This is a genomic window from Thaumasiovibrio clandestinus (assembly GCF_047250365.1).
GTDB lineage: Bacteria > Pseudomonadota > Gammaproteobacteria > Enterobacterales > Vibrionaceae > Thaumasiovibrio.
In genome coordinates this window covers 137587-163381 of record NZ_JBLBVL010000002.1, presented here as the reverse complement: position 1 = coordinate 163381, position 25795 = coordinate 137587, and the positions used below count along the sequence as shown (strand labels likewise).

General features: G+C 45.7%; 22 protein-coding genes. 9 read left to right on the top strand and 13 right to left on the bottom strand.

Going from position 1 to position 25795, the window contains the following annotated elements; genetic code table 11:
- Positions 1 to 50: 50 nt before the first annotated feature.
- The 3 genes from ACKLNH_RS03750 to ACKLNH_RS03740 form a co-directional block, all read right to left on the bottom strand.
- Positions 51 to 239 (bottom strand): DUF4250 domain-containing protein, encoded by a 189-nt coding sequence (locus tag ACKLNH_RS03750; protein ID WP_413110910.1) that lies wholly within the window; start codon positions 237 to 239, stop codon positions 51 to 53.
- A 1-nt stretch (position 240) separates the two neighbouring features.
- Complete coding sequence (locus tag ACKLNH_RS03745; RefSeq protein ID WP_413110909.1) at positions 241 to 444, bottom strand: YaeP family protein; 204 nt, start codon at positions 442 to 444, stop codon at positions 241 to 243.
- A 178-nt stretch (positions 445 to 622) separates the two neighbouring features.
- Complete coding sequence (locus ACKLNH_RS03740) at positions 623 to 1735, bottom strand: patatin-like phospholipase family protein (RefSeq protein WP_413110908.1); 1113 nt, start codon at positions 1733 to 1735, stop codon at positions 623 to 625.
- A 339-nt stretch (positions 1736 to 2074) separates the two neighbouring features.
- Between ACKLNH_RS03740 and ACKLNH_RS03735 the strand changes: the two genes are divergently transcribed.
- Complete coding sequence (locus tag ACKLNH_RS03735; protein ID WP_413110907.1) at positions 2075 to 3643, top strand: BCCT family transporter; 1569 nt, start codon at positions 2075 to 2077, stop codon at positions 3641 to 3643.
- Between the two features lie 86 nt (positions 3644 to 3729).
- Here the strand turns inward: ACKLNH_RS03735 and ACKLNH_RS03730 are convergent, their stop codons facing one another.
- The 5 genes from ACKLNH_RS03730 to ACKLNH_RS03710 form a co-directional block, all read right to left on the bottom strand.
- The gene (locus tag ACKLNH_RS03730) at positions 3730 to 4443 is read right to left on the bottom strand and encodes a 3'-5' exonuclease (protein ID WP_413110906.1); all 714 of its coding nucleotides are present in this window, start codon (positions 4441 to 4443) and stop codon (positions 3730 to 3732) included.
- Between the two features lie 5 nt (positions 4444 to 4448).
- Positions 4449 to 6326, bottom strand: coding sequence for a DUF294 nucleotidyltransferase-like domain-containing protein (locus tag ACKLNH_RS03725; protein WP_413110905.1), 1878 nt, complete (start codon positions 6324 to 6326; stop codon positions 4449 to 4451).
- 149 nt (positions 6327 to 6475) lie between these two features.
- Positions 6476 to 7984, bottom strand: a complete 1509-nt coding sequence (ppx, locus tag ACKLNH_RS03720; protein WP_413110904.1) for an exopolyphosphatase — start codon at positions 7982 to 7984, stop codon at positions 6476 to 6478.
- Positions 7953 to 10073 (bottom strand): polyphosphate kinase 1, encoded by a 2121-nt coding sequence (ppk1, locus tag ACKLNH_RS03715; RefSeq protein ID WP_413110903.1) that lies wholly within the window; start codon positions 10071 to 10073, stop codon positions 7953 to 7955. Before ppk1 ends, ppx begins: the two co-directional genes overlap by 32 nt.
- A 48-nt stretch (positions 10074 to 10121) precedes the next feature.
- Positions 10122 to 10616 (bottom strand): glycine cleavage system transcriptional repressor, encoded by a 495-nt coding sequence (locus ACKLNH_RS03710; protein WP_413110902.1) that lies wholly within the window; start codon positions 10614 to 10616, stop codon positions 10122 to 10124.
- Between the two features lie 255 nt (positions 10617 to 10871).
- Between ACKLNH_RS03710 and ACKLNH_RS03705 the strand changes: the two genes are divergently transcribed.
- Genes ACKLNH_RS03705 through phoU form a run of 4 tightly spaced genes read left to right on the top strand, consistent with a single transcriptional unit; the run spans position 10872 to position 16275 of the window.
- The gene (locus ACKLNH_RS03705; protein ID WP_413110901.1) at positions 10872 to 13091 is read left to right on the top strand and encodes an ABC transporter permease subunit; all 2220 of its coding nucleotides are present in this window, start codon (positions 10872 to 10874) and stop codon (positions 13089 to 13091) included.
- 7 nt (positions 13092 to 13098) lie between these two features.
- Positions 13099 to 14724 carry a phosphate ABC transporter permease PstA gene (gene pstA / locus ACKLNH_RS03700; protein WP_413110900.1) on the top strand — a complete coding sequence of 542 codons (1626 nt, stop codon included), beginning with the start codon at positions 13099 to 13101 and terminating at the stop codon, positions 14722 to 14724.
- A gap of 15 nt (positions 14725 to 14739) precedes the next feature.
- Positions 14740 to 15558, top strand: a complete 819-nt coding sequence (gene pstB, locus ACKLNH_RS03695) for a phosphate ABC transporter ATP-binding protein PstB (protein WP_413110899.1) — start codon at positions 14740 to 14742, stop codon at positions 15556 to 15558.
- A gap of 9 nt (positions 15559 to 15567) precedes the next feature.
- Positions 15568 to 16275: a phosphate signaling complex protein PhoU gene (gene phoU, locus ACKLNH_RS03690; RefSeq protein ID WP_413110898.1), complete on the top strand. Its 708-nt coding sequence runs from the start codon at positions 15568 to 15570 to the stop codon at positions 16273 to 16275.
- 15 nt (positions 16276 to 16290) lie between these two features.
- Here phoU and ppk2 read toward each other — a convergent pair whose 3' ends face one another.
- From ppk2 to ACKLNH_RS03675, 3 genes are all read right to left on the bottom strand, one after another.
- Positions 16291 to 17097, bottom strand: coding sequence for a polyphosphate kinase 2 (gene ppk2 / locus ACKLNH_RS03685; RefSeq protein ID WP_413110897.1), 807 nt, complete (start codon positions 17095 to 17097; stop codon positions 16291 to 16293).
- Positions 17098 to 17162: 65 nt separating this feature from the next.
- A complete protein-coding gene (locus tag ACKLNH_RS03680; RefSeq protein ID WP_413111258.1) occupies positions 17163 to 17900 on the bottom strand; it encodes a copper homeostasis protein CutC in 738 nt (245 codons plus the stop codon).
- A gap of 193 nt (positions 17901 to 18093) precedes the next feature.
- Positions 18094 to 18696, bottom strand: a complete 603-nt coding sequence (locus ACKLNH_RS03675; RefSeq protein WP_413110896.1) for a peroxiredoxin C — start codon at positions 18694 to 18696, stop codon at positions 18094 to 18096.
- 129 nt (positions 18697 to 18825) lie between these two features.
- Here ACKLNH_RS03675 and ACKLNH_RS03670 point away from each other — a divergent pair, with 129 nt between their 5' ends.
- The 3 genes from ACKLNH_RS03670 to aceA all read left to right on the top strand — a co-directional run bounded on the left by ACKLNH_RS03670 (position 18826) and on the right by aceA (position 23260).
- A complete protein-coding gene (locus tag ACKLNH_RS03670) occupies positions 18826 to 19722 on the top strand; it encodes a hydrogen peroxide-inducible genes activator (protein WP_413110895.1) in 897 nt (298 codons plus the stop codon).
- A gap of 571 nt (positions 19723 to 20293) precedes the next feature.
- A complete protein-coding gene (gene aceB / locus ACKLNH_RS03665) occupies positions 20294 to 21892 on the top strand; it encodes a malate synthase A (protein WP_413110894.1) in 1599 nt (532 codons plus the stop codon).
- A 63-nt stretch (positions 21893 to 21955) separates the two neighbouring features.
- Positions 21956 to 23260 carry an isocitrate lyase gene (gene aceA / locus ACKLNH_RS03660; RefSeq protein WP_413110893.1) on the top strand — a complete coding sequence of 435 codons (1305 nt, stop codon included), beginning with the start codon at positions 21956 to 21958 and terminating at the stop codon, positions 23258 to 23260.
- 92 nt (positions 23261 to 23352) lie between these two features.
- On the opposite strand, the gene ACKLNH_RS03655 is transcribed toward aceA, so the two are convergent.
- Both ACKLNH_RS03655 and ACKLNH_RS03650 read right to left on the bottom strand, forming a co-directional pair.
- Positions 23353 to 23967: an acyl carrier protein phosphodiesterase gene (locus ACKLNH_RS03655; protein ID WP_413110892.1), complete on the bottom strand. Its 615-nt coding sequence runs from the start codon at positions 23965 to 23967 to the stop codon at positions 23353 to 23355.
- A 23-nt stretch (positions 23968 to 23990) separates the two neighbouring features.
- Positions 23991 to 24434: a CBS domain-containing protein gene (locus ACKLNH_RS03650; RefSeq protein ID WP_413110891.1), complete on the bottom strand. Its 444-nt coding sequence runs from the start codon at positions 24432 to 24434 to the stop codon at positions 23991 to 23993.
- A 176-nt stretch (positions 24435 to 24610) separates the two neighbouring features.
- On the opposite strand from ACKLNH_RS03650, the gene ACKLNH_RS03645 reads away from it, so the two are divergent.
- Positions 24611 to 25645, top strand: a complete 1035-nt coding sequence (locus ACKLNH_RS03645) for a trypsin-like serine protease (protein ID WP_413110890.1) — start codon at positions 24611 to 24613, stop codon at positions 25643 to 25645.
- Positions 25646 to 25795: the final 150 nt, after the last annotated feature.

Sequence of the window (25795 nt, the reverse complement as noted above, 5' to 3'; positions counted from 1 at the left end):
TATTAGCATTAGGTAGAAAAAAAAGAGGCGCACATCATGGTGCGCCTTTTTTAGCGGAATTGTTTCGCTTCTGGTAAGTAATCAAACCCTGCCATCGCCAATTTGTTGATGAGCGCCTCTTTATCGAGCTCTAGTGCAGCGACAAGGTTATTTAAATCGCCATACTCATCACGGATCTTCATATTGATGATGCTCATCAGCATCACGGGATCCATCTTTTTGTAGTTACGAATATCCATCTTAATCCTCGTGATCACTCATTAATAGATTTGCAGCAGCAAAAGCGGATTGCTCTCTAACGTCGAGTGGTAGTTGCTCATTGTTGGCGACGGCGTTGAGCGCGCGTACAGCACAGGCAATGGCGTTGGGAATATAACCTTGTTCTCCACCGCCGATCTGGGCATAGCTAATTCGGATTAATTCACAGCAGTCGTAAACTTTCATCTCATTTCCCTCGAGGCTGACGGTGATAATCATCTTGCCATTGCGCGATAGCGCGACAGTCTCCGCCAGCAGATAACTGGTAGTTAAAGGTATTGGCCGCCATTGGCGACGCGTCGCGAGCATTATACCAGAATTAAAATCGACACAGCCATACGGATAAAAACAGGAGAGATGGGGGTTAGGAGAGGAACAGACGTATTTCTGTTTCTCGCTCTAAGGTGTCTTCGACACCGCGTTGGATAAGGGCTTGGATATAGTTTGGCTCAAACAAGATATAACTGGTGATAGCTGCATCTTTTTTCGGACTGATACCAATGGCTTGTAGCAGTAATCGCGCGGCAAGGGGCATATGGCAATAATACTGTCTTGCTAACGTGTCAAAGGGACGTGTTGGCGAGAGATGCAGGGCGTCAATATGCTTGAGAGGGCAATCTTGGCGGCTCTGAGGGCTGAGTCCGGCAATAAAGGTATTAAGGTGATGCATGTGGTTTAAATCTGCTTCGAGAGAATCACTGAAAATGGTGTCCATCAGATGCCCTCCAAGTTGAGCTAGACCAGGAGGGGACTCTGTGGTTACTGGTGCTACTGAGCTATGAATAAGATCAATAATGAGGATGCGTTCTGCGCCCATTTTTATGGCGGGCTTGAGAGGAGATAGTTGGTGTACAGAGCCGTCGCCATAATAGTGGCCCGCAATGTGTGAGGCGGGAAAGAGTAAAGGAATGGCGGATGATGCGAGTAGGTGTTCGGTATTGAGCAGTGTACGCTTTCCTTCTTGTTTACTCGCTTGCCATTCAATACATTGCGGATCACCTTGGAAAAAACTGACTGAGTGACCATCACGATAACGTGAAGCGGTGACACTTAAGCCAGAAAGGCATTGCTGGTGAAGCTGCTTTTCTATTCTGGAATAGTTGATCACTTGTTTTAACAGTTGGCGCAACGGACGGTTGTCAAAGAGGCTAAACGGGTATTGGCGCCCACTTTCGCCTTGCAGTCGTGACAGGCCTTGCCGTCCTAAATGGTGCATGACACCTGGCCAATGCGCTGCGAAAATTCGCTCTGTATGTAATCTTCCCCAGAGCCACTCGAGTTTTTTGGCGCCTAAATGAAAACTAGAGGCGTAGCAGGCCATTGAGACCGCGTTAATGGCTCCTGCAGACGTGCCGCAATAGAGGGTGAATGGACTGCGGTGTACACGAGGGTACCAAGAGGCGATGGCTTTCATTACCCCAACTTGGTAAGCCGCGCGGGCTCCTCCTCCAGTGAGCAGTAAACACTTCTTTGTCATTATTACCTTTAGCGTTGCACAATGATTAGGTGCTATGTAGAGCGTATGTAAAGTCCATTACTAACAATAATATAGCCAATAATGCGCCATTTGGTTGAGCGATTCCAAACAATGGCATAATGATTTAATTAGAGCACGAATGGATGTTCATCCATACTAAATAGAGTAAAGGGTTGAGCTGGCGAGGGGTTATATGCGATTTTAGTTTGCGTTAACTGTGGTCGTAGTAACAAAATCATAGGATTGACAGTTGGGGGCGCAAAATGTTTAGATCTGCGATTACTAAAAATGATTACAGTACGAAATGTTGCTGTTCGAAGTATTAGTTTGAGGGAGCATATGAGAGATTACGATAGGTATAGTATTGATAGTACAGACTATACCGTAGGACAAGATAATGTTCAGAAATGGGGTTTTGATGTTCATAACCCGGTTTTTGGGATCAGCGCTGGACTGATCACGCTATTTTTAGTTGCGGTAGTATTGAGTGACACCGCCGTCGCGAAGGCGGCGTTAGATGGCGTTAAATGGAGCATTATTGCCCGTTTTGATGCATTGTTTCTGTGGTCAGCAAACCTGTTTGTGGTTTTCTGTTTAGCGTTAGCTGTTTTACCGGTTGGGCGGATTAAAATCGGTGGACGTGACGCAGAACCTGAGCATTCTCGCGTGTCATGGCTAGCGATGCTATTTGCTGCGGGCATGGGAATTGGCTTAATGTTCTGGGGTGTTGCCGAGCCAGTGGCTTATTTCACCGGTTGGTTTGAAACACCATTAGGGGTTGAGCCGAATAGTGTCGAGGCAAAACGCTTGGCACTGGGTGCAGTGATGTTCCACTGGGGTATTCATCCTTGGTCTATTTATGGCGTTGTGGGCTTGTCTCTTGCTTTCTTTACCTACAATAAGGGACTTCCTCTCTCGATCCGTTCTATTTTTTACCCAATTTTAGGGGATCGTGCATGGGGGTGGCCTGGTCATGTCGTTGATATCTTGGCTGTACTGGCGACTCTGTTTGGTTTGGCGACCTCTTTAGGTTTAGGTGCGCAGCAGGCAGCAAGTGGTATTGAGCATGTCTTTGGTATTACTAATGGACTGGGTGTTCAAGTTGCGGTTATTGCTTTTGTGACCCTCCTTGCGGTTATCTCTGTGCTTCGTGGTATTGATGGTGGCGTTAAGTTATTGAGTAATATCAATATGGTAATCGCTGTTGTGTTACTTGTTTTCTGTGGTTTGGTTGGTTTCTCTGTCTCAATGGGAACGATTCCAGAGCTATTAGGCGGTTATATTGAAAATATTCTGCCACTAAGTAACCCACACGGTCGCAATGATGAAGCTTGGATGCAGGGGTGGACCATCTTCTATTGGGCGTGGTTTATCTCTTGGTCTCCTTTTGTTGGTATGTTCATAGCACGCGTATCAAAAGGCCGTTCAATTCGTGAGTTTATTTTTGGCGTTTTGTTTGTGCCAACACTGTTTACCGTGTTGTGGATGTCCATTTTTGGCGGACAAGCAATTGATCAAGTACAGTCAGGTACGGGGACATTAGGTGAAGAAGGCTTAACAGATGTTTCACTGGCGATGTTCCAAATGTTTGATGCGCTGCCATTTAGCTCTGCTCTGTCAGTGATTGCGATTGTTTTGGTTATGGTCTTCTTTATTACCTCGTCAGACTCTGGCTCATTGGTGATCGATAGTATTACAGCGGGCGGAAAAATTGATGCCCCTGTGCTTCAGCGTATGTTCTGGGCCTTTATTGAAGGTGCCATTGCTGCCGCCATGCTATGGATAGGCGGTACAGAAGCGATAGAGGCGTTACAAGCGGGGGCGGTATCAACCGCATTACCATTTGTCTTCGTCTTATTGGCGATGTGTGTCAGCCTTGTCTTGGGTCTTCGTTCCGAACCGAGATAAGCCGAACAGAGACACATAGGAAAAGCGCTGCTAATTAGGCAGCGCTTTTTTGTATCGAGATAGCAGAGAAGCGTTATCGCAACTCGCTATAACCATAGCTGTTCAATTGGTGTGTCGGGAGAGTAATGATAAGCGATTTGTGCTTGAAGCAACTCTGCGGTTGCCAATGCATCGCTTAGCGCATGATGAGGCGGGTACGGCGGCAGGTTATAGCGTTGACGTGTTTTCCCCAATCTTACCGATGCCGGTTTTTTGCCCATTAAACGCTTTAACAGGGTGCCATTAATTTCACGTTGATAGGCCGATTCAATCGCCATGGTATCGACCACGGGAAAAGAGATCCCTTCACCAAGGCGTAACTTTAGCGCTTGGTCCATAAATAGCCGCTCAATGCGTTGATAGTGAACCACGATGATTTTGCCAGATAGGGCGTCGAGGAGCTTAACTAAGATGCGGCGTAAATCTGGTGCTTCTTCAATGTCTGAGTGTGTAATACCATGCACGACCACCGAGTTTTCGTCTAATGGCTGTCGTGGGTTTACGACCCAGTGCTTGGCTTGATTGCAGAAAATACGCTGGTGGTTGAATGGCACTAAACCAATACTGACAATGTCGTTTTTCTTTGGTTCGAGGCCGGTTGTTTCAAAATCCAGTGCAACAAACTCCACCTCTTTTAATGGGGTGTTGCCAGCGCAAACCCCTGTATTGTAGAAGCGTTTTAGCTGCGGATCTCGAGCTTGATTGGCTAGCTCGATATAGCGTTGCGACCATTCTAGTGAATGTTTGGTGAGTGGCTTCATAACAATCAGGCCCTGCGGTTCGCGGTGTAGCGGTATTTAAGGAAATTTTGCGCATTGCTAAGGATCTGAAAGGCATCTTTTAAGTTGCGACGTTCAAAGTCAGACATGTTTTCTGGCTCGATGTTGTTATCTGGCTCTTCGTCAGATTCGATGTCAAGTGCTTGGTGGCGAATACGTACCATAGAGATAAACTCTAATGAATCACGTAGGTCAGGCCCTCGACCTTTCGGCAAGGTACCCGCTTCAATGATATCGTCGAGGCGCTCAAATGAGTTTTGAGAGCGAGAGCCACAAGCGAGTGCGTGGACGCGGATCAGGTCAGCCAGTGGTGCCGTACCGCGGCGTTTTAAATTAATGGAGTTTTTATGTCGTCCATCTTGCTCCATAACGAAACCTCTGAAGAACCCAAGTGGTGGAGTGCGGCTGATAGCATTACGGGCTAAGCAAGCTAAGAAGCGGTTGTTTTTACGTGCCCGGCGAACAATAAAGCCGTTGAGCTGTTCGGCCCATTTCTCGCGGCCATAGACCCCCGTTAAATCGAAGAATATTGAGCTATTTAGCAGAGCTTGCGGTTTGGGGTTGTCAATCCAGTCAGCAAAACACGCTTCCCACTCTCGACGGGTTTTGCGCCATTCAGGGTTGGTGGCCATAATATTGCCAGTACAGTAGTTGTAGCCACAAGCATTGAGCCCGTCACAGACAAACTTTGCAAGATCACTGAAATATTGGTCATGCTTATCAGCATCAAAGCTGTCATCTAGAATGATCGCGTTATCCTGATCAGTAACGATTAACTGCTCATCTCGTGCCATTGATCCTAAAGCGAGGAAACAGTATGGGATGGGTGGTGTACCGTACTTCTCTTCGGCGAGTTCCAGCAGTCGCTGCTTAATGCTCTTGCCGATAACAGACATGGCACTACCAACCATGTGCGAATTGGCGTCTTCATTGACAAGGCGAACAAAGCAGTCTTTTACTTGTTCTGAAAGGGAGATGAGTTCATCGACAGATTGTTGTTGGAAGATAGAGCTGACTAACAGCAAGCTGTTTTGTGATTCGTAACGGACAATATCGGTTAATTCTATGATGCCCAGCGGCATGCCATTCTTTAGAATTGGAAGATGATGGATGTTATAGCGAAGCATCACCAGCATTGCTTCATAGACGTACGCATTATGATCCAGAGAGATCAATTCAGTAGAGAATATCGATGACACTGGCACATTAACATCGACGCCACTCGCAAGCACACGAGTACAAAGATCGCGATCGGTTAAAATGCCAATAATGTTACTTTCATCTTCGTTATCTTGTTCAGGATCTTGTACTAACAAGCAAGAGACGCTTTCTGCTGTCATCACTTGTGCCGCTTTTTGCACGGTTTCTTCTTTGTTGATGATGACAGGCTCACGCTCAATCAGCGTGCGTACCTTGCTGGTGGTGAGATCGTTGGCATCACTTTGTGTTGATACGGCTTGACGCAGGCGAGCACTGTCCTCGACTTCAACAAAGTCAGCAAAACTGTCGTAGTTCTCGTAAAGCTCGTTAAAAACGTCGTTGGGAATGCAATACAGCAGCGTATCGTCAATGGCCTTAACGGGGAAACGAACACGGTTGTTCATGAGTAATCCCATTTGGCCGAAGATTTTCCCTTCGTCAAGGCGATTATAGAGCTCACCTTTGCGGCGGTATACTTCAACAATACCGCTGCGAATAAGATACAGATCATGTATCGAATCACCAAAATTCAAAATGGTATTGTCGGCTCGCACATAGCTCACCTCTATGTGGTTCGCAACATAGCATTGTTGTTCTTCTGGCAATTGATCAAAGGGAGGGTGTTGGCTGATAAAGCCCAAAATATCGATTAATTCCGCTTCCATGGTGACCTTATCTGTATGACTACAATAGAACTGATGTTATTTAATAGTATGCGGGAAAAGCGGGGTAACCCCAAGTACTGTACTGGAAATAGGCCTGAAAAGGGTCGAGACAGTGTCGACCCTGCCGTGCTTATGGATATGATGAAAAATTAACGTTCAAGTAATTCGAGCCGCCACCCTGTTGCTGCCCAATAAGTCTGCTCACGTAAAAGGTCCGCTTCTAGCAGGCGGTTATTTTCTTGCCAGCCTTGCGCTAGAGTGAGCTGCCAATGTTCTTTGTTAGCCTTAACCCTAATCGAGGGCAATGGGTCATCACTGCGCTGACCATGAAGGGCAACGGCCAAGCGGAGTATGCGAATTAATGGGTAGAGATGCTTGTGTTTATAAATACTTAATTCTGGCATCTCAGTGAGTTTGAGGGCTTTGCGTTGGTAGCGAGTGAGTGTGGCTATAACGGTCTGCTCTTCTTGGTTAAACCCAGGCATAGCAGCGTGTTGTAAAATGTAACCACAGTGGCGATGAAAGCCGGAATAACTGATGCTTAAGCCGACTTCGTGAAGAATCGCAGCCCACTTTAGTAGCGCGCCAAGCTGAACTTGTTTGGTGCCGAGTTCGTTTTGGATTTGCGCAAATAGCATGGCACAGGTTTTTTCAATACGCTTAGCCTGAGCTAAATCGACATGGTACTGCTTGGCTAAGGCATCCGTGGTACGTTCGCGAATATCGTGATGAAGAAAGCGCTCTTCCATTTCATACAGCAACCCCTCACGAAGTGCCCCGTCGGAGATGTGCATCTCATCAATGTCCAACGCAGAAAAGACGGCAGAGAGAATGGCAATGCCAGCAGCAATGATAGGTTTACGTTCCTCGGAGAGCCCCGGCCAATCAATGTCATGGTACTGCTTATAGTTGGCGATCTCCTTGGTTAGACTGGTCAGCACTTTGCGATTAACGGTGCTGGAGCCGCTGTTGCGTTGCTTTATAATTTCGCCAATGCTTTTAATCGTTCCCGATGAACCAATCGCAATATCCCAGCTGCTTTTTTTATATTTTGTGGCAATGTTTTCTAGTTTTTGATGCGCGGCCAGTTGTGCCTGTTCGATGCGCTTTTTACTGAGTTTGCCGTCAGCAAAATAGCGCTTAGTGTAGCTGACACACCCCATATGTTTGCTCGACATATGTTTGGCTTCAAAACCGTCGCCAATGATAAGTTCAGTGCTGCCGCCGCCTATATCCACCACCAACTTACGGCCAGACTTGGGCTGTGTGTGTGCGACGCCCAAATAGATGAGTCGGGCCTCTTCTGTTCCTGGGATAATTTCGATTTGATGCGGAATAATGTTTTGCGCCCGTTGCAAAAAAATGTGCGCGTTTTTTGCCTGGCGTAAGGTGTAAGTGGCTGCAATACGGACGTTATTGGGGTCAAAACCTTGCAGGCGCTCTGCAAAGATATTTAAACAATCAAGGCCGCGTTGCATGGCGGCGTGGTCTAAGTTATTTTCGCCGTCTAACCCTGCTGCAAGGTGAACGCGCTGTTTATGTCGGCTAACAATCTGCAATCGTTGACCGATAACTTTTGCCACCACCAAGTGAAAGCTGTTTGACCCAATATCAATGGCCGCGACTTCACGAACTGGCTCTAGGGTTGGATTGCTCATTCACCGTGCCCTCTTTGTTGACGCTCTTCTTTATTTGCCTTTCGACCTGTTTAAGGTAATCGTAAGTCGCAATTTGAGAACGTATTTTCCGTCGGTTACCCCGAGAAACATAGTTGTTACTCATGTCTTTATCAATGACTCTGGCTTTAACGGTGTCTTTGAACTGGATTTCAAGAATGTCAATGATACGCTTTTTGAGCGTGTGATCCTTAATTGGGCAACCGACCTCGACGCGGTTATCGATATTGCGCGTCATCCAGTCTGCAGATGTGATCATGACATAGGGGTCGCCATTATTGGCAAAGACAGCAACACGCGGATGCTCCAGAAAGCGATCAATAATACTGATAGCATAGATATTGTCGCTGATGCCTTTTAGCCCAGGAATTAGACTGCACATTCCTCGTATAATTAGGCGTACCTTTACGCCTGCTTGGCTGGCTTCATATAGACGATTCACTAACCCTTTATCAACTAGGTTATTAACCTTCAGCGTTATTCCAGCAGCCTTACCGTGGCGTGCATTGGCGATCTCATTGTCGATAAGGTTGTAAATTCGACCGCGAGAATTTCGTGGTGAGACAAAAAGTTGTTGAAACTTAACCGGGCGAAAAGGATTTTCAATATAGTCAAATACGGCCCTTACTTCATCCGTGAGCGACTTATCTGCAGTTAGCAGAGAGAAGTCGGTATAGATTTTTGCGGTTTTCTCATGAAAATTCCCAGTGCCGATATGCGCATAGCGGACGATTCCCTCCTCTTCTTTGCGGCTAACGACACAGAGTTTGGAGTGTATTTTCATTCCAGGATTACCAAACACGACCCGTACACCCGCTTCGGTTAATCGCTTAGACCAGATGATGTTGGCTTGTTCATCAAACCGAGCCATGAGCTCAACCACCACTGTCACCTGCTTACCGTTGTTGGCGGCATCAATGACAGATTCAATAATACGGGAGTTTTTCGCGACGCGGTAAATGTTGATCTTAATGCTATACACTTTTGGGTCGTACGCTGCTTGTCGAAGCCACTCCGTGATATGCTCGAAGGAGTGATAGGGATAGTACAACAAGATATCTTTTTGCTTTATCGCATCAAAGGTGGTGGTGGCGGTTGCAAATTGTTGACTTAGCATTGGAGGTAATGCCGGATTCTCCAAATATCGCGGCCCTACATTGGGAAAATCAATAAAATCTTTATGGTTATGATAGCGTCCAGCGGGAACAACACTGTCATAGTTTGAGACTCGCAAGGCATCCATTAATACATGCAAGGTATCTTGTGGCATATCATGTTGATAAACAAAGCGCACCGGCATTTGAGTTAAACGTTGGCTCAGGCCATCAGACATCTGCTCCAACAGGCCATGCTCAACTTCTTGTGTAAGGACATATTCGGCATCCCGGTTCATCTTCATGGCATAAGCATTGACCTCATCATATTCGAACAGGCCTGCAAATATTTCGTTAATAAAAAGGCGAATGATATTATCTATCAAGATCAGGGTTTTGCGTCGCTTTCCTTTCTCTTTAGGGAGAACGACAAAACGATCTAATTGTTCGGTGGGTATTTCAATCAGGGCATGCTTTTTATTGTCATCCTTGATTAAGTCAATGGCGAGATAGGTAAACTCATCTTTTAGAAATTGAATAAGGTCGGTGCTTTGGCTTAAGATGATGGGGCTAGTATGTGGCAATATATTGGTTTTAAAGTACTTTCTTAGCCAGTTGATTTGAGTCTCATTGAGTTGCTCTTCATTGACCAGAAAAATATTGCGTCGTGCCATCTCTAAGAGCACTTCGTTGTATAGCTCATCAAATCGCTCAGCGAGCTTGGTCGCCTTGTTTTGCATTTTGTTGAGCAGATGTTTAGCGCTGTTATCTCCACCTTGCTCTTCATTGATAATGATACGGCGCTTTACATCCGCGAAGCGGACTTTATAGAATTCGTCAAAGTTATTTGAATAGATACCAAGAAAGCGGACGCGCTCTATGATCGGATTACTTTTATCTGCTGCCTCTTGTAATACACGTTCATTAAACGATAGCCAGCTCAATTCCTTGTCAATATGTAGCTTATCAATGCTCATTTATGTCCATATCCTTGATGGTTAGAGAAGATACGGTGTTATTGTGATTTACTCCAGATCGATAGTGAGATCGTCAGCGATGCTCTCCAGTTGATCTTTTAAGTCGTCAATGTCGATTTCTGTCGGCAGGTTTATTTGAAATTGAGCATAAAAAAGAGGGTATCCCCAGTTTGGGGCGCTCTCTGTTTTACTTTTTAGCTGACAGATGTTTATGCCGTTTTGACTCAGTAGTTGGGAAACTTGTTGGATTATTCCTGGGCGATCGTTACCTGAAACGGCAACGGAAAATTGCGCTTTATTCGGGAGGCTTTCGTCGCCATCAACAATATGGATTTGAAGATGCTGATTAGTTTTTAGATCAGCGATTAAAGCCCGTTTATTTTCGTCAGGCAGGCTAATTTGCATAATGCCAGCAAATTGGCCTGCGAGCTGGGTGAAACGGCTTGCTTGCCAACTGCCTTGATGGCGATAAACAGACGCTGACAGTGTATTCACTAGCCCTGGGGTATCTTTTCCAATGACGGAGATAATGAGGTGCTTCATAGTGGATGTTCCTTGTTTGAGCAATGAATCGTTATAGTATGCAACTTGTTGGTTTGTTTTGTCTATTTTTGCAGCAAGAAAGTCGACGGTGAGGCAATGCAATACTGTGTATATAAGCGTTTGTTTATATGGAGGGTAGGGTGATTGTGTTACACTTTTATGTCCTAGAAAAGAAGAGATGAGTGATAACGACCTGTCATATAATTGTCACTAAAAGATCATATTATGGACGGTTGCTGATCTATCGAGGTAATTATGTCATCTGCGCCACAATTTGAAATGACTGCCGGTAAGTACAGGCGCGGGATAGATCGCGTAATACGGGGGGTAGTGACCGCAGGTGGGATGTCCGTACTGTTAGTGTTAATGCTAATTTTCTTCTATTTGTTATATGTCGCTTTGCCGTTGCTAAACGGTGCTTCTCTTACCCAAACGGCGGAGACTCAATCAACCAAATGGCAATCTGAACCGTTCTATTTGGGATCGCTGTCCAATGATCATGTCCTATATCAATTAGGCCAAGATGGACACATTCAATTTGTTGATCGTCAACAGGATATGCGTGAAATGCATCAGGCTTTAATTTCTGATGTGCGAAGCTTTGCTATCGCCAGCGGTCAGCGTGTTTTTGCCTACGGCCATAATAATGGTGCCATTTCTGTTTTTGAGCCGATACAGCGAGAGCGTCTGATGGATCAGGGTCAGCAGACCAATATAGAGGTCAACTTTCCATTGGGCGAAGAACAACTCTCTTTAGATTTACAGCAGCAGCCGATTGATGAGCTATTTATTGCGATGCAAGATAATCACTTCATGGCGATTGGTCGAACACAAGATGATCGCTGGATCGGCTTACAGCGCAGTGGCCACAGCAATGAAATAACCAATCACACCACTTGGGCCACGCAGCGATTCGAGTTACCGACACTTGGTGATCCCGATGCCGTTATCATTACGCCAGATGGGCGCTTTTTGTATGTGCTAGAGGATAACAAACTGTCCGTTTGGGAAACGACGGCGCAGGGGGTGACGCGCCGTGAGCAGGTGAATGTAGGCAGCGAAGAGGCTGTTGCGACATCATTGGCGTTGTTGCCTGGTGCCTCCTCGTTGCTGGTTGGTACAGCGCAATATGTTGAGCAGTGGTTTGATGTTAGAGACGAGAAAGGGGAGCGGCATTTATCGCCAATAAGGCGCTTTAACTTAAAAGGGCAGGGGGCGCCAATTCTTCTTCCCGATATTTACCGCAAAGGTTTTCTCGCTCTGCAGCCTGATGGTGAAGTCGGACTATTTTATACCACAAGCCGTCGCCCACTGTTGCAGGAGAAGTTATCGGTTCCTTCAGGGGCACCGTTGAGTGCAAGCCTATCTGTTGATGGGGGATATCTGCATTTAGCTTACCCAGAAAAATATATTGCTTATCAATTGGACAACCCCCATCCGGAGGTCACATTCTCTTCTTTGTTTGAACCCGTGTGGTATGAGGGATATCCGGAACCCGAGTTTGTCTGGCAGTCAACCGCAGGTGGAAACCATTATGAACCCAAACTAAGTATCGTACCGCTGATATTTGGTACATTAAAAGCGGCGTTATTTGCAATGCTAATTTCGGTACCACTGGCGGTTTCTGGTGCGATTTATACGGCTTATTTTATGTCATCTCGGCTACGTGCCGTGGTTAAGCCTACCGTCGAGTTGATGGAGGCACTGCCAACGGTAATTTTGGGTTTTCTAGCGGCAATGTGGCTAGCACCAATTGTCGAGGCAAATCTGGCTGCACTATTGATGATGTTGCTAGTAATTCCATTATTGTGCTTGTTCGTTGGCTTTATGTGGTGGCTAGGGCCGGTAAAGAGAGGTTGGCGTTTGCCGAATGGCTGGCATGCAGTGGTACTATTTCCTGTTTTAGTGTTAACGGTTGCCCTCTGTTTTCAGCTTAATGATGTTGTCGAATTATGGCTGTTTGATGGGGATGCTCGTTGGTTTTTGAGTCGAGAATGGGGGTTGGGCTTTGATCAGCGTAATGCTTTGGTCGTCAGTATTGCGATGGGGGTTGCGGTGGTGCCGACGGTATTTACCATTGCTGAAGATGCGATTTATTCGGTGCCACCTCACCTTACCAATGGTTCATTAGCATTAGGCGCGACACATTGGCAGACGTTATCTAGGGTGGTATTGATCACCGCGAGTCCGGGTATTTTTTCCGCAATAATGATGGGAATGGCACGCGCCGTTGGCGAAACCATGATTGTATTGATGGCAACCGGTAATACACCAGTGATGGAAATGAATCTGTTTCAGGGCATGCGTACCTTGGCCGCCAATATTGCGATTGAAATGCCGGAGTCTGAAGTGGGGAGTTCGCATTTTCGGGTGCTGTTTTTATCGGCCCTTATCTTGTTTTTATTTACCTTTATTTTTAATACGTTGGCAGAGGTGGTTCGCCAACGCCTACGTGACAAATACAGTAATTTGTAGGTCCTGAATGATGAAATGGGTAAAATCAGGCGCACCTTGGATCTGGCTAACGGCGGGAGCTGTGAGTATCAGCTTATTGATAGTCATGGGTTTGTTGCTGTTAATTGGCTGGAAAGGCCTGAGTTATTTCTGGCCATCAACGCTTTATGAGTATGAAGTAAAAAGTGCTGATGGGGCTGAGCAGCGTTTTATTGGGCAGGTGTATCAGCGTGAGCAAGTTAGCTGGCAACAACTAGGTATGCAAGAGGGGTCAGAGCCGTTTGTTGAGCGCTGGCTCATTAAAACCGCAAACCGAGGTGAGAGCCGACAAGAGTTTGTTAGCTTACTTAGCGCCCATGTAACTAAGCAACATGTGCCCGATGATGTAGCGGTTATTGAACGCAGCCGAAATGGGTTGTTCTTTGGTTATCCGGTGGCAGTGATAGAGAATGGGGAGCGGTACCCGTTAGATAAGTTAGAAACGTTACTGACACAATCAGAGCAGACGCGTGAGCAGATAGAAGAGCTTGAGCAGTATGCGATTGGGGCGGTGAACTGGGAGCTGGAAAAACGTCGTTTAGAGCGACGCCGATTAGCGCAACAAGATAAATTGACAGCACAGCAAGAAGTACGCATAGAGCGAGAAGTTGCTGCGCTGGAATTGCAACACGAGCATATAGTTCAGCAGTTGGCAGCGTTAGATGACGAAGTGAATCAAGATTGGCTGGTGGTGTTAGACAGTACTGGCGATGAATATCTATTACCGCTTGCTGATGTTTTGGACCTTTGGTATCCAAATAAGATGCGAACCGTAGATAAAATCGTTCACTGGGGACGTCAAATCGGTAAGTTTGTGAGTGATGACCCACGCGAAGCGAATACAGATGGTGGTGTTTTCCCTGCCATTTTTGGTACCGTGCTCATGGTGCTGTTGATGAGCGTCATTGTTACTCCATTAGGGGTTATAGCGGCGGTTTATTTAAATGAGTATGCGCGTAATAATGCCTTTACCCGTTTAATTCGTATTGCTGTTATTAATCTTGCTGGGGTGCCGTCAATTGTGTATGGGGTCTTTGGATTAGGCTTTTTTGTCTATACCATCGGGGGTAGCGTTGATGCGCTGTTCTACTCTGAGTCTTTGCCCGCCCCCACCTTTGGTACACCTGGTTTGTTATGGTCTGCGCTTACGCTGGCACTGCTTACTTTGCCTGTTGTTATTGTCTCAACGGAAGAGGGGCTTGGTCGTGTGCCTTTCTCGGTTCGCGAAGGTTCAATGGCACTTGGCGCTACACAGTTTGAAACGCTGTGGCGTATTGTTTTACCGATGGCGACGCCTGCGATAATGACGGGTTTGATTTTAGCGATAGCACGAGCGGCCGGAGAAGTGGCACCTTTGATGTTGGTTGGCGTTGTCAAAATGGCTCCGGCCTTGCCGATCGATGCCAATTTCCCTTATCTTCACCTAGAGAGAAAGTTCATGCATCTTGGTTATCATATTTATGATGTTGGCTTTCAAAGTCCAAATATCGAAGCGGCTCGCCCCTTAGTGTATGCGACGTCATTTTTGCTGGTTATGGTGATTGTGAGCCTCAATTTAACCGCTATCGGTATTCGTAATCACTTACGTGATAAATTCCGCTTACTTGAGCAATAAGGATCGAGCACAGCAATGATTTTTAATGCGGCATCAATGGGATTTTCCCCGCCTCTTGATTTACAGAATTTACCGCCAGAAAAAACAGCCTTATCGATTGAAAATCTCAATCTTTATTATGGTGAAAGCCAAGCGCTGTTCGACATTAATATGCGGATTCCAAAGGGACAAGTCACCGCATTTATTGGGCCATCTGGCTGTGGTAAGTCGACCTTGTTACGCTGCATTAATCGAATGAATGACCTGGTTGAGCATACGCGGGTAACAGGTAAAGTTATGCTGCATGATACCAATATCTATCAACGTGATGTTGATGTTGCCGGATTGCGTCGCCGTGTCGGTATGGTTTTCCAACGCCCGAATCCCTTTCCTAAATCTATTTATGAGAATGTGATTTATGGATTGCGTCTACAGGGAGTCAAGGATAAGCGTACGCTAGATGATGTTGTTGAAAGTTCACTACGTGGTGCTGCGTTATGGAGCGAAGTGAAAGATCGTTTGCATGAAAGTGCATTTGGTTTGTCTGGAGGTCAGCAGCAGCGTTTAGTGATAGCTAGGGCAATTGCGATTGAACCGGAAATTTTACTGTTGGATGAGCCGACTTCGGCCTTGGATCCAATATCGACATTGACTATCGAAGAGCTCATCAATGTCTTAAAAACCAAATATACCGTCGTTATTGTTACTCATAATATGCAGCAAGCGGCCCGTGTTTCGGATCATACTGCTTTTATTCATATGGGCGAGCTGGTGGAGTATAAAGATACCGATACTATTTTCACAACACCATCTGATAAGCGCACAGAAGATTACATTACAGGCCGTTACGGCTAAGAGGTACGCGTGGATAATATTAACATTGGTCGTCACATTTCTAACCAGTTTAATGCAGAACTGGAGTTGATTCGAAGTGAAGTGTTGGCGATGGGTGGATTGGTTGAACAGCAGTTAATTGATGCATTAAAAGCGATGCATAAGCAAGATGTAGAGCTTGCTCGCCGTGTGATTCGAAGCGATCATAAAGTGAATAGCAAAGAGGTGATGATCGATGAGGCTTGTACGCGAATCATTGCCAAGCGTCAGCCTACCGCCAGTGATTTGCGTTTGGTCATGGCCATCATTAAAACGATTACTGATTTGGAACGGATTGGCGACGTGGCTGACAGTATTGCCAAGATGGCCTTAGAAAATTTCACCAATAATCAGCAAAACTTATTGGTTTCTTTAGAAGCGCTGGGAATGCAGGTCGTGCGCATGCTGCACGAAGTGTTAGATGCTTTTGCTCGTATGGATGTCAATGCGGCGATTGAGGTTTACCGTGAAGATGATCGTATTGATCAGGAATATGAAGCGATCATTCGCCAACTGATGACCTATATGATGGAAGACCCACGTTCAATCCCAAACGTGATGCAGGTTATGTGGTCCGCACGCTCTATAGAGCGAATTGGTGATCGCTGTCAGAATATTTGTGAATACATTATTTACTATGTAAAGGGTAAAGATGTGCGTCACTTAGATCCAAATGACATCTCAAATTATATCGACTAGTAGCGTATGCACCCTCTATTTACGGGGGGCTGCAGCCATTACCTTTGCAAAGTAGTCAGGTACGCAAGTCTGCTCATTGAGTGGCGTGCGGACATAGCCTTGTTTGTTCACTGGCGGTAACGTTAGCTCAGGGTAATCAATACTTTTGTAGTCAATTTGGTTGAGTAAATGGTGGATGCAGTTAAGCCGAGCATGCTTTTTGTTGTCGGCGTTGACGACCCACCAGGGAGATTGCTTCGTATCGGTGTAGGCAAACATTTTGTCTTTTGCCTCTGAATACTCTGCCCATCTAGCGCGAGATTCTAAATCCATAGGGCTAAACTTCCAGCGTTTCATGGGGGTATTAATTCGCTCATTAAAGCGTTTTTCTTGCTCTTGGTCTGAAACTGAAAACCAGTACTTGAGCAAGATGATTCCAGAACGGATAAGCATACGTTCGAATTCGGGGCAGGAGCGTAGGAACTCTTCATATTCCTGCTCAGTGCAAAAGCCCATGACTTTCTCTACTCCAGCCCGGTTATACCAGCTCCGGTCAAACAACACCATTTCACCTGCCGCAGGAAGGTGGTTAACGTAGCGTTGGAAGTACCATTGGGTTTTTTCTTTTTCGGTGGGTGTACCGAGCGCCACCACACGGCAAACGCGGGGGTTGAGTTTTTCAGTGATCCGTTTGATCGCACCGCCTTTACCAGCTGCATCTCGTCCTTCAAACAAAACCACGACTTTCAGTTTCTGCTGCTTAATCCACTCCTGTAACTTAACCAATTCAATTTGCAGATGTGCTAACTCTGCCTCGTAGCATATTTTCCGCTTTTTGGTCATGGTTTATCCTTGTGGCAAGGGGGCTCCAGCTTGTAGTCAAGCAGCAGGTAGTACTGGTTTTTAGATTAGTCTTTTTTTAATAAGCTCACCACTGCCGCGATCTTATTAGGGTCTGTAACTGGGATTGCAAAATCATCGACATCGCCCATTGTGGCAGCAGAAGAATAGTTACTCATGTAACTAGGACGTGTGGTTTTACCAGACAAGTGGATTTCACGAATACCGCTGTTATGTGCAATGTGAGCCGCGTTGCTGGCATTAACGCCTGCGCCAGCCATGATGGAGAGGCGCTCACCACAGTAGGCCACCATCTTAGTTATCGTTTCTAAACCATCATGGGCAGTGGCAGCTAAGCCAGAAGTGAGCACGCGTTCGCAGCCGAGTTCAATGATGGTGTCGAGTGCGGCTTGATAATCCACGCATTGATCTAGCGCGCGGTGAAAGGTCACGCCAAGCCCGGTGGCCGCAGAAATTAAGGTTTGGCACTGTTGGCGATGGACTTCGCCATTTTCAGTCAGACACCCAATAACAACACCTTGTAGCCCTGCTTCACGAGCAGCAGCAATATCGTCCAGCATGATAGCCATATCATCATCGGAGAAAAGAAAGTCGCCTTGGCGTGGTCGAATCATGGCGTATACGGGTACCGTTGCTTGTTTGGCGGCTTGCTTCATAAAACCATAGCTAGGCGTTAACCCACCAGCATCTAGTGATGAACAAAGTTCAATACGGGTTGCGCCAGCATTTTGTGCAATATGCAACGACTCAATATTGTCGATACAGACTTCTATTTCCATAGTTATTCCGGTGGTTTAGTTATTAGATAATCGTTTAATTGTAACGCGAAATAACTAGGAAAACAGTGAATATACACAAGGAAAGGCATTCGAGTGGAAGAATAAAAAAGGGCCCGGTGGTCCGGGCCTCATTATAATGCTGACTATCTTTTCTCTAGGCTTAACAGGTTGAGCGCCTGTTGATTACCCACTGACGTAATTATAGATCTTCAGTGTGTTCAGATAAGTATGCAGCAACGCCTGTTGGTGATGCATCCATACCTGCTTTACCTTCTTCCCACTGCGCTGGGCAGACTTCACCGTGTTCTAGATGGAAGTTTAGGGCATCTACCATACGTAGCATTTCATCAATGTTACGGCCAAGTGGTAGATCATTAACGACTTGGTGGCGAACGACGCCATCTTCATCAATTAGGAATGAACCACGGAATGCAACACCTGCTTCTGGATGCTCAACATCATACGCTTTACAAATTTCGTGTTTAACATCCGCAATTAGAGGGTATTTAACTTGACCAATACCACCATCTTCTACTGCAGTGTTACGCCATGCGTTATGCGAAAACTGAGAATCGATAGAAACGCCAATAACTTCAACCCCTTTAGCTTTAAAGTCATCATAGCGCTTATCAAAAGCGATTAGCTCTGAAGGGCAGACGAAGGTGAAGTCAAGAGGGTAGAAAAATACCACGGCTTTTTTGCCTTGAGTAAATTCGGCAAAGTTAAAGCTATCAACTATCTCACCGTTACCAAGAACTGCAGCAGCAGTAAAATCTGGGGCTTGACGACCGACTAATACCATAATGGTGCTCCTAATTAATTAAACTATTGAGTCTTCTTTGACTGCTTTTCGTTTCGACAAGACAAACTATATCGAAGCTGGTACATTGAAAAAAGCGGAATAAACAGATTGTTGCAATCGGATAAATCGATGAATAAATTTCCTTCATTAAAACAGCTGCATTATTTAATAACTTTATATGAAACAAGGCATTTTGGCGAAGCTGCCAAGCGATGTTATGTCAGTCAGTCAACATTGAGCTCGGGTATCCAGAACCTTGAAGAGATGTTGGGTGGGCAGCTAATTGAGCGAGACAATAAGACAATGGTCTTTACCTCAATGGGCGAAGATGTCGTACGACGGAGTCGAGATATTCTTGCTCGCAGCCGTGATTTGTTAGAGATGACTCGAGGTGACGGTAGTTCAATGGAGGGGCAGTTGCGGGTGGGTTGTATTCCAACCATTGCGCCGTTTTTACTCTGTGATTTGGTGCAAGAGGTCAATCGCCTTCACCCGATGCTTAATTTATTATTACGGGAAGACACCACAACCAATCTTCTTGCTGCATTGCGAAATGGTGAAATGGATGTGCTTATTTTGGCGTTACCTGTAGAAATAGGTGCAATGCAAAGCCGAGTGGTGGGAAAGGACCCATTTAAAATGGTATTCAGTCAATATCAGGCGTCGTCCATTCCGATCCCGGTGCAATATAAGGAACTGCCGGATGAGTCGGTTTTCCTATTAGAGAAAGAGCACTGCCTGACAGATCATGCGGTTTCTGCTTGCAAATTAACGTCTAAAGAAAAAATTAACCCCTTCACAGCCACGAGCCTGCATACACTGGTGCAAATGGTCGCGAATGGACTCGGAACGACTTTTATCCCTCAGATGGCAATTGAGCATGGCTTAATCGACAATCTAAATTTATTTGTGGTCGATCCCCCGGGCAATCAAGCCTATCGGCAAATTGGATTAGTGTGGCGTCCGACATCCAATCGAGTAGGAGTCTTTAACCGCTTAGCGGAGATAGTTAGTGACTTATTATAATCAATTTCACGCTTTGTGATACAGATCGACTTGCTATTGAAAATCAGCTGGTTTTGCATAATAACTGGCTGATATTCAAGAAATGATAATGATCACAAAAAATACTGAGATGAGGTTTTTTTTTGTTTCGTACAATAAAAGAAGTCAGCATTATACTTTATAAAGTGAATAATTTTGTTTGAATTATTAAAATTTATTATTTTATTTCAGTGTCTTGTTGTTATTGCTGTGTTTTAATCGTATATTTCATTTTTTCTGCATGCCCACTGTCATGTTATTCAATTACGTAATTTAATGACATTCATTTATTGCTCTTGAATTTATATTTTAAATAATGCTTATTGTTAAAGGCGTTTGCTATTGGGGAAGGGGCGGGTGTATTTTCAAATAAGTGATTGATAATTATAAGTCAGCAAATGGATGGGTAATTTGATTGTTATTCTTGCGGTTGCAAAGTTTTTATTGATGGTTCATTGTTAGTGCAGTGTTGTTATATTTGCGCTGGATGTATTATTGACAATAATATTGTTATTTGTGGTTATTTGATTACAAATGAAAGCAGGGAGGTTGCATGTCTCAGCAATACCAAATAAGGTTATCACCTCAATTTCCAATAAAAGAGCATCAAACGGATATTCTTTCCACGGAAGCACTTCATTTTGTTGAGTGTTTAGCAGAGAAGTTTGCAAGCCGTGTTCCACAACTACTCGCTAGACGGGAAGAGCGTCAGGCGCAAATTGATGGCGGGCAATTACCTGATTTTCTCGCTGATACTCAATCTATCCGAGATGCTGACTGGACAATCCGAGGAATACCTGCGGATCTGCAAGACCGGCGAATAGAGATCACCGGTCCCGTCGATAGAAAAATGGTGATTAATGCGCTAAATGCCAATGTGAAAGTGTTTATGGCGGATTTTGAAGATTCATTCGCGCCAGCTTGGCAGCAAGTCATTGATGGGCAGCGCAATTTACGTGATGCCAATCTAGGTACAATCGAATACATTAACCCTGATAATGGCAAGCAATACGTATTAAATAGCGACCCAGCAGTACTTATTTGTCGTGTTCGAGGTTTGCACCTGCCAGAGAAGCATATTTTCTACGATGGGGAAGCACTACCTGGCGCCTTATTAGATTTTGGCTTGTATTTTTTTCATAATTTTAAGGTGTTATTAGAAAAAGGCAGCGGGCCTTATTTTTACCTGCCTAAGTTACAGGCTTATCAAGAAGCGGCATGGTGGAGCGATGTCTTCAGTTTTGCCGAGGATTATTTTAAATTGCCACGAGGGACAATTAAAGCCACAGTGCTTATTGAAACCTTACCGGCTGTGTTTGAAATGGATGAAATTCTTTATAGCTTACAAGATCATATTGTCGGTCTTAATTGTGGTCGATGGGATTATATATTCAGCTATATCAAAACATTAAGAAACTACCCAGACCGAATATTGCCGGATCGGCAAGTTGTTACTATGGATAAGCCATTTTTGAATGCTTATTCTCGTTTATTAGTTAGGACCTGTCACCGTCGCGGTGCTTTTGCGATGGGCGGGATGGCTGCGTTTATTCCGGCGAAAGATCCCGAACGCAATGCGTGGGTGCTCGACAAGATAAAGACAGACAAATCACTCGAAGCACGCAATGGCCATGACGGCAGTTGGATAGCACACCCAGGGCTGGCAGATACTGCAAGGGCAGTATTTGATGAAGCACTTGGAGCGCGTCAAAACCAGTTAGATGTCAGTCGAGATGACGACTCTGCGATCACTGCGGCGGAACTGCTCGCCCCTTGTGACGGTGAACGCACCGAAGAGGGAATGCGCCACAATATTCGCGTTGCCCTGCAATATATTGAAGCTTGGATCCAAGGCAATGGCTGTGTCCCCATTTATGGTTTGATGGAAGATGCTGCTACGGCAGAAATATCGCGTGCCTCGATATGGCAGTGGATTAAACATCAACAGTCGTTAAGCAACGGAAAAGTGGTTACCAAGGCACTATTTGCTGAGATGCTGGCTGAAGAATTAGAAGTCGTGAAACAAGAGCTAGGTGAAGCTCGCTTCAGCCAAGGCCAATTCACTCAAGCCGCCGAGCTGATGAGCGTTCTGACCACCAGCGATGAATTAACAAACTTTTTAACCTTACCAGGATATCAATACTTACAATAATCCCGGCAGGAGACTAATGGGCGCTTCGGCGCATGAGCTTGCATAGCAAAGAGGGACACAACTATGACTCTTACTCGTCAACAGCAAATTGAAGCACTTGAAAAAGATTGGGCAGAGAATCCACGCTGGAAAGGGGTTAAACGGACCTATACTGCGGAAGAGGTGATTAACTTACGTGGTTCGTTTGCGCCAGAGCAGACCATTGCTCAGCGTGGTGCCGACAAGCTGTGGAGCTTGGTTAACGGTAGCGCTAAAAAAGGGTATGTTAATTGTCTTGGGGCGTTAACGGGTGGACAGGCAGTGCAGCAAGCAAAAGCTGGCATTGAGGCGATTTATTTATCCGGCTGGCAAGTGGCGGCAGACAATAACACTGCGTCGAGTATGTACCCTGATCAGTCTCTTTATCCGGTGGATTCAGTGCCTGCCGTCGTGAAACGGATTAACAACTCATTTCGTCGTGCTGATCAAATTCAATGGTCAAATGGCGGTACGCCTGAAGAGGGGACTGACTACTTCATCCCGATCGTTGCTGATGCGGAAGCCGGTTTTGGTGGTGTGTTAAATGCCTATGAACTGATGCGTAACATGATAGAGGCAGGTGCAGCAGGCGTCCATTTTGAAGACCAATTGGCGTCAGTGAAAAAATGCGGCCATATGGGCGGCAAAGTGTTGGTGCCAACCCAAGAAGCGGTACAAAAGCTGACGGCGGCACGTTTGGCGGCTGACGTCGCGGGAACCACAACCTTGGTGATTGCGCGTACCGATGCTAACGCAGCGGATCTGTTAACATCAGATTGTGATCCGTACGACCGTGACTTCATTGAAGGTGAGCGTTCATCTGAAGGGTTTTATCGGGTAAGAGCGGGCATAGATCAAGCAATATCTCGTGGGTTAGCGTATGCGCCGTATGCTGATTTAATCTGGTGTGAAACTGCAACACCTTGTTTGGAAGAAGCGAAGAAGTTTGCTGATGCCATTCATGAAAAGTACCCAGATCAATTATTGGCTTATAACTGCTCTCCTTCATTCAATTGGGAGAAAAATCTTGATGCCGAAACGATCGCCAAGTTCCAACAAGCCTTGGCCGATATGGGGTATGTATACCAGTTTATTACCTTAGCGGGTATTCATAATATGTGGTTCAACATGTTTGAACTGGCGCATGCCTATGCTCAAGGTGAAGGCATGAAGCATTACGTTGAAATGGTGCAGCGTCCTGAATTTGCTGCTGCGGAGAAAGGGTATACCTTTGTTGCTCACCAGCAAGAAGTGGGGACTGGGTATTTTGATAAGATGACCAATACTATTCAGGGTGGTCAATCTTCAGTCACCGCACTAACGGGGTCAACAGAAGAAGATCAATTCTAGTTATTACAGCTGTCATTTGACCTAACGCCGCGGACTCCGCGGCGTTTTTATTGGCTGTTATTATTGGTTTCGCGATAAGTGTTGTTACCACTCTAGTCAGTTTTTGGGCTTGGTCTGTTTGGCGGGGGTGTGTACTTTTCTACTTTATCGATCATCAGTGGATAGAGCTCGGTAAATAGTTCGTTTAATGTACCGTAATGCTTATCTAGATACTCGCCACACTCGGCGAGTGGGCCGAAACGAGGGCGTCGTTGCGAGATCCGTTGCAGTGCATAGACGATGTTGCCAGTCTCGCGATAACTCTGCAGCCAGCCTTGCGACCACATACGTTGTTGCAGGTGAAGGTATTCGACCGGTAAGTCGGATTGGGATGAAAACGGCAAGATGCGCTGCTGCGCTTGATCAATAAAAGTGTTTAGGGCTGTAGGGTGATAGTGATGCCAATGCACGGCAAGAAAATGGTCCCAGTACAGATCGAGAGCTATTCCAGCAAAGCGACGTAATGGTACAGGAAACAGCTGTTTGGCCAGTTTGACTTGGGCTGTTGCATCTACTTCACGATCGATATGGCGATGGAGGTATATCCCCGTCACCACATCTGCCGTGAACCGCCCATCAGGGCGACCGCGAATGAAGTCGGCCAATAAACTGGCGGCTAAGTGACTGCCAACCGAATCAGCTAAATGTAAGTGCGCAAGATAGTTCACTGTACTACAGCAATAATAGCCGTTTAATCGTCGTACTTCATGGGCTCATTTTCTTCTTGGATTTCGAGTAAATTGATGGCAATGGCGACAAAGTCAGTGTCGGTAATAATACCGAGTAGTTGATCGTTATCCACCACCGGTAAACAGCCAATGCGGTGTTGCTGCATGTACAGTGCCGCCTCTTTTAAACTGGCTTGGCTATTTACACTCATATATTTCATCTTGGCGACCTTCAGCAGTGGTGTCTGCTGAAGTAGTTGCCTCTGATCCCCGCTCTCAATAAGGTGCGAGTGTTGTGCCGCCAGAATGTCGCGTTGACTGAGAATTGCGCACAACTGTTGCTGTTCATCTACAATGGGGATATGGCGTATTTCGGCTCTTTCCATCAGCTGGTTTGCATCACTGAGGGTATGGTGAGTCGATAAGGTATGAGGGTTGGGTGTCATCATATCTGCAACGGTGAACATGTTGGCCTCCGAATTTCGTGACTTGAAATGCACTTACTTTCAAATGTAGCGAATAAAATTGCGTTTTAGGATGACGTTGATCGTATATTTTTGAACCGAGCATAAAAAGTCGCAGGTTATTGTGAGTGGAATGTTACATTTTCCCCTTACGGACAGATGTGGGTGAGGGAACAAGTATGATCAAAAAGTGGTTTTGGGTGTTATGGCTTATGGTTGTAAGCCCGCTATTTGCAGCGCAGCCACAACAAAAAATCGTTGGTGGTATTGATAGTGGACAAAATGAACTGCCTTGGCAGCTATTTTTACAAGTGACGGCCAGTAACGGTGTTTTCAATTGTGGGGCGGTTTATATTGGTAATCGTTATGCTTTAACGGCTGCGCACTGTGTCGAGAATGCAGCGTCTGATAACGTATTGTTGTTTGGTGGAGATGTTGAGCGTCCTAGTCAGCTTAGTGATGCCAATGCAATCAGGGCAAACTATACGATACACCCCCTCTATGATGGCGCGTTGCTTCTTTATGATATCGCAGTACTTGAGTTGGCCACCGAACCTGCTGGTGTAAAGCCGATTTTATTGGCTACGTTAGAAGAGCAGCAGCAAGCGGATAGGCAGTTTGAGACCGATTATAATCCCGCAGGTGAGAGCGCGGCCAACTTGGTTGTTTCAGGCTGGGGATTGATGGAAGGTAGTGATATTGTCTCGTCGTCCCGTTTGTTACAGCAGACAATGCTGACCGGGGTTCCAGACGCGCCTTGTAGAAATTTATTGGAAGATGCTCTTGGACCAATACCTTCCGGGATTGATGACATAGTGATTTGTGCACTGACACCACAACCTGATGTTGTGAAAGATAGTTGTAGTGGTGATTCTGGCGGACCTCTAGTCTGGCAAGATCCTAATCGAGTCGCAGATGATGATTTTGGTATTCGTCTACTGGGTTTAGTCAGTTTTGGTTTTTATGACTCCAGCATGAATATTTGCACAGCAAAGCTGCCTGGAGGGTATACCGAAGTGGCAGGCATGGCTGAGTTTATCGCCGACAACACCTCTGGATTGCCGACATCGACTGTATTTACTCGAGATCCGTTCCAGCGTGATTATGATGATGCAGATGGGGGAATGGTTAGTGGCATTCCTAGTGGCGGTGGCACCTTATCTTGGTTCTGGGTGTTGGCATTATCGTTATTAGGCTGGCGTAAACGCGTTTAGTTTTAACCGGTTGCTACAGCCAGACCTGCGTTGGCTGTGGCAATCTCTGTATCTGCTTTAAATATGATCCTTACCTTATCTCACTCATTTCTTGATTCTATGTGTTTGCGCCCTATACTACCAGCCTGCTTATTTTCGGCTTTAGCTTAG

Coding starts and splice junctions, on each gene's coding strand:
- ACKLNH_RS03740 (WP_413110908.1), bottom strand. CDS start 1,735: ATGACAAAGAAGTGTTTACTGCTCACTGGAGGAGGAGCCCGCGCGGCT.
- ACKLNH_RS03645 (WP_413110890.1), top strand. CDS start 24,611: ATGATCAAAAAGTGGTTTTGGGTGTTATGGCTTATGGTTGTAAGCCCG.
- ppx (WP_413110904.1), bottom strand. CDS start 7,984: ATGAGCAATCCAACCCTAGAGCCAGTTCGTGAAGTCGCGGCCATTGAT.
- ACKLNH_RS03745 (WP_413110909.1), bottom strand. CDS start 444: ATGAAAGTTTACGACTGCTGTGAATTAATCCGAATTAGCTATGCCCAG.
- aceB (WP_413110894.1), top strand. CDS start 20,294: ATGTCTCAGCAATACCAAATAAGGTTATCACCTCAATTTCCAATAAAA.
- ppk1 (WP_413110903.1), bottom strand. CDS start 10,073: ATGAGCATTGATAAGCTACATATTGACAAGGAATTGAGCTGGCTATCG.
- ACKLNH_RS03750 (WP_413110910.1), bottom strand. CDS start 239: ATGGATATTCGTAACTACAAAAAGATGGATCCCGTGATGCTGATGAGC.
- pstB (WP_413110899.1), top strand. CDS start 14,740: ATGATTTTTAATGCGGCATCAATGGGATTTTCCCCGCCTCTTGATTTA.
- ACKLNH_RS03670 (WP_413110895.1), top strand. CDS start 18,826: ATGAATAAATTTCCTTCATTAAAACAGCTGCATTATTTAATAACTTTA.
- ACKLNH_RS03675 (WP_413110896.1), bottom strand. CDS start 18,696: ATGGTATTAGTCGGTCGTCAAGCCCCAGATTTTACTGCTGCTGCAGTT.
- ACKLNH_RS03705 (WP_413110901.1), top strand. CDS start 10,872: ATGTCATCTGCGCCACAATTTGAAATGACTGCCGGTAAGTACAGGCGC.
- ACKLNH_RS03710 (WP_413110902.1), bottom strand. CDS start 10,616: ATGAAGCACCTCATTATCTCCGTCATTGGAAAAGATACCCCAGGGCTA.
- ACKLNH_RS03730 (WP_413110906.1), bottom strand. CDS start 4,443: ATGAAGCCACTCACCAAACATTCACTAGAATGGTCGCAACGCTATATC.
- aceA (WP_413110893.1), top strand. CDS start 21,956: ATGACTCTTACTCGTCAACAGCAAATTGAAGCACTTGAAAAAGATTGG.
- ACKLNH_RS03735 (WP_413110907.1), top strand. CDS start 2,075: ATGAGAGATTACGATAGGTATAGTATTGATAGTACAGACTATACCGTA.
- ppk2 (WP_413110897.1), bottom strand. CDS start 17,097: ATGACCAAAAAGCGGAAAATATGCTACGAGGCAGAGTTAGCACATCTG.
- pstA (WP_413110900.1), top strand. CDS start 13,099: ATGATGAAATGGGTAAAATCAGGCGCACCTTGGATCTGGCTAACGGCG.
- ACKLNH_RS03725 (WP_413110905.1), bottom strand. CDS start 6,326: ATGGAAGCGGAATTAATCGATATTTTGGGCTTTATCAGCCAACACCCT.
- ACKLNH_RS03650 (WP_413110891.1), bottom strand. CDS start 24,434: ATGTTCACCGTTGCAGATATGATGACACCCAACCCTCATACCTTATCG.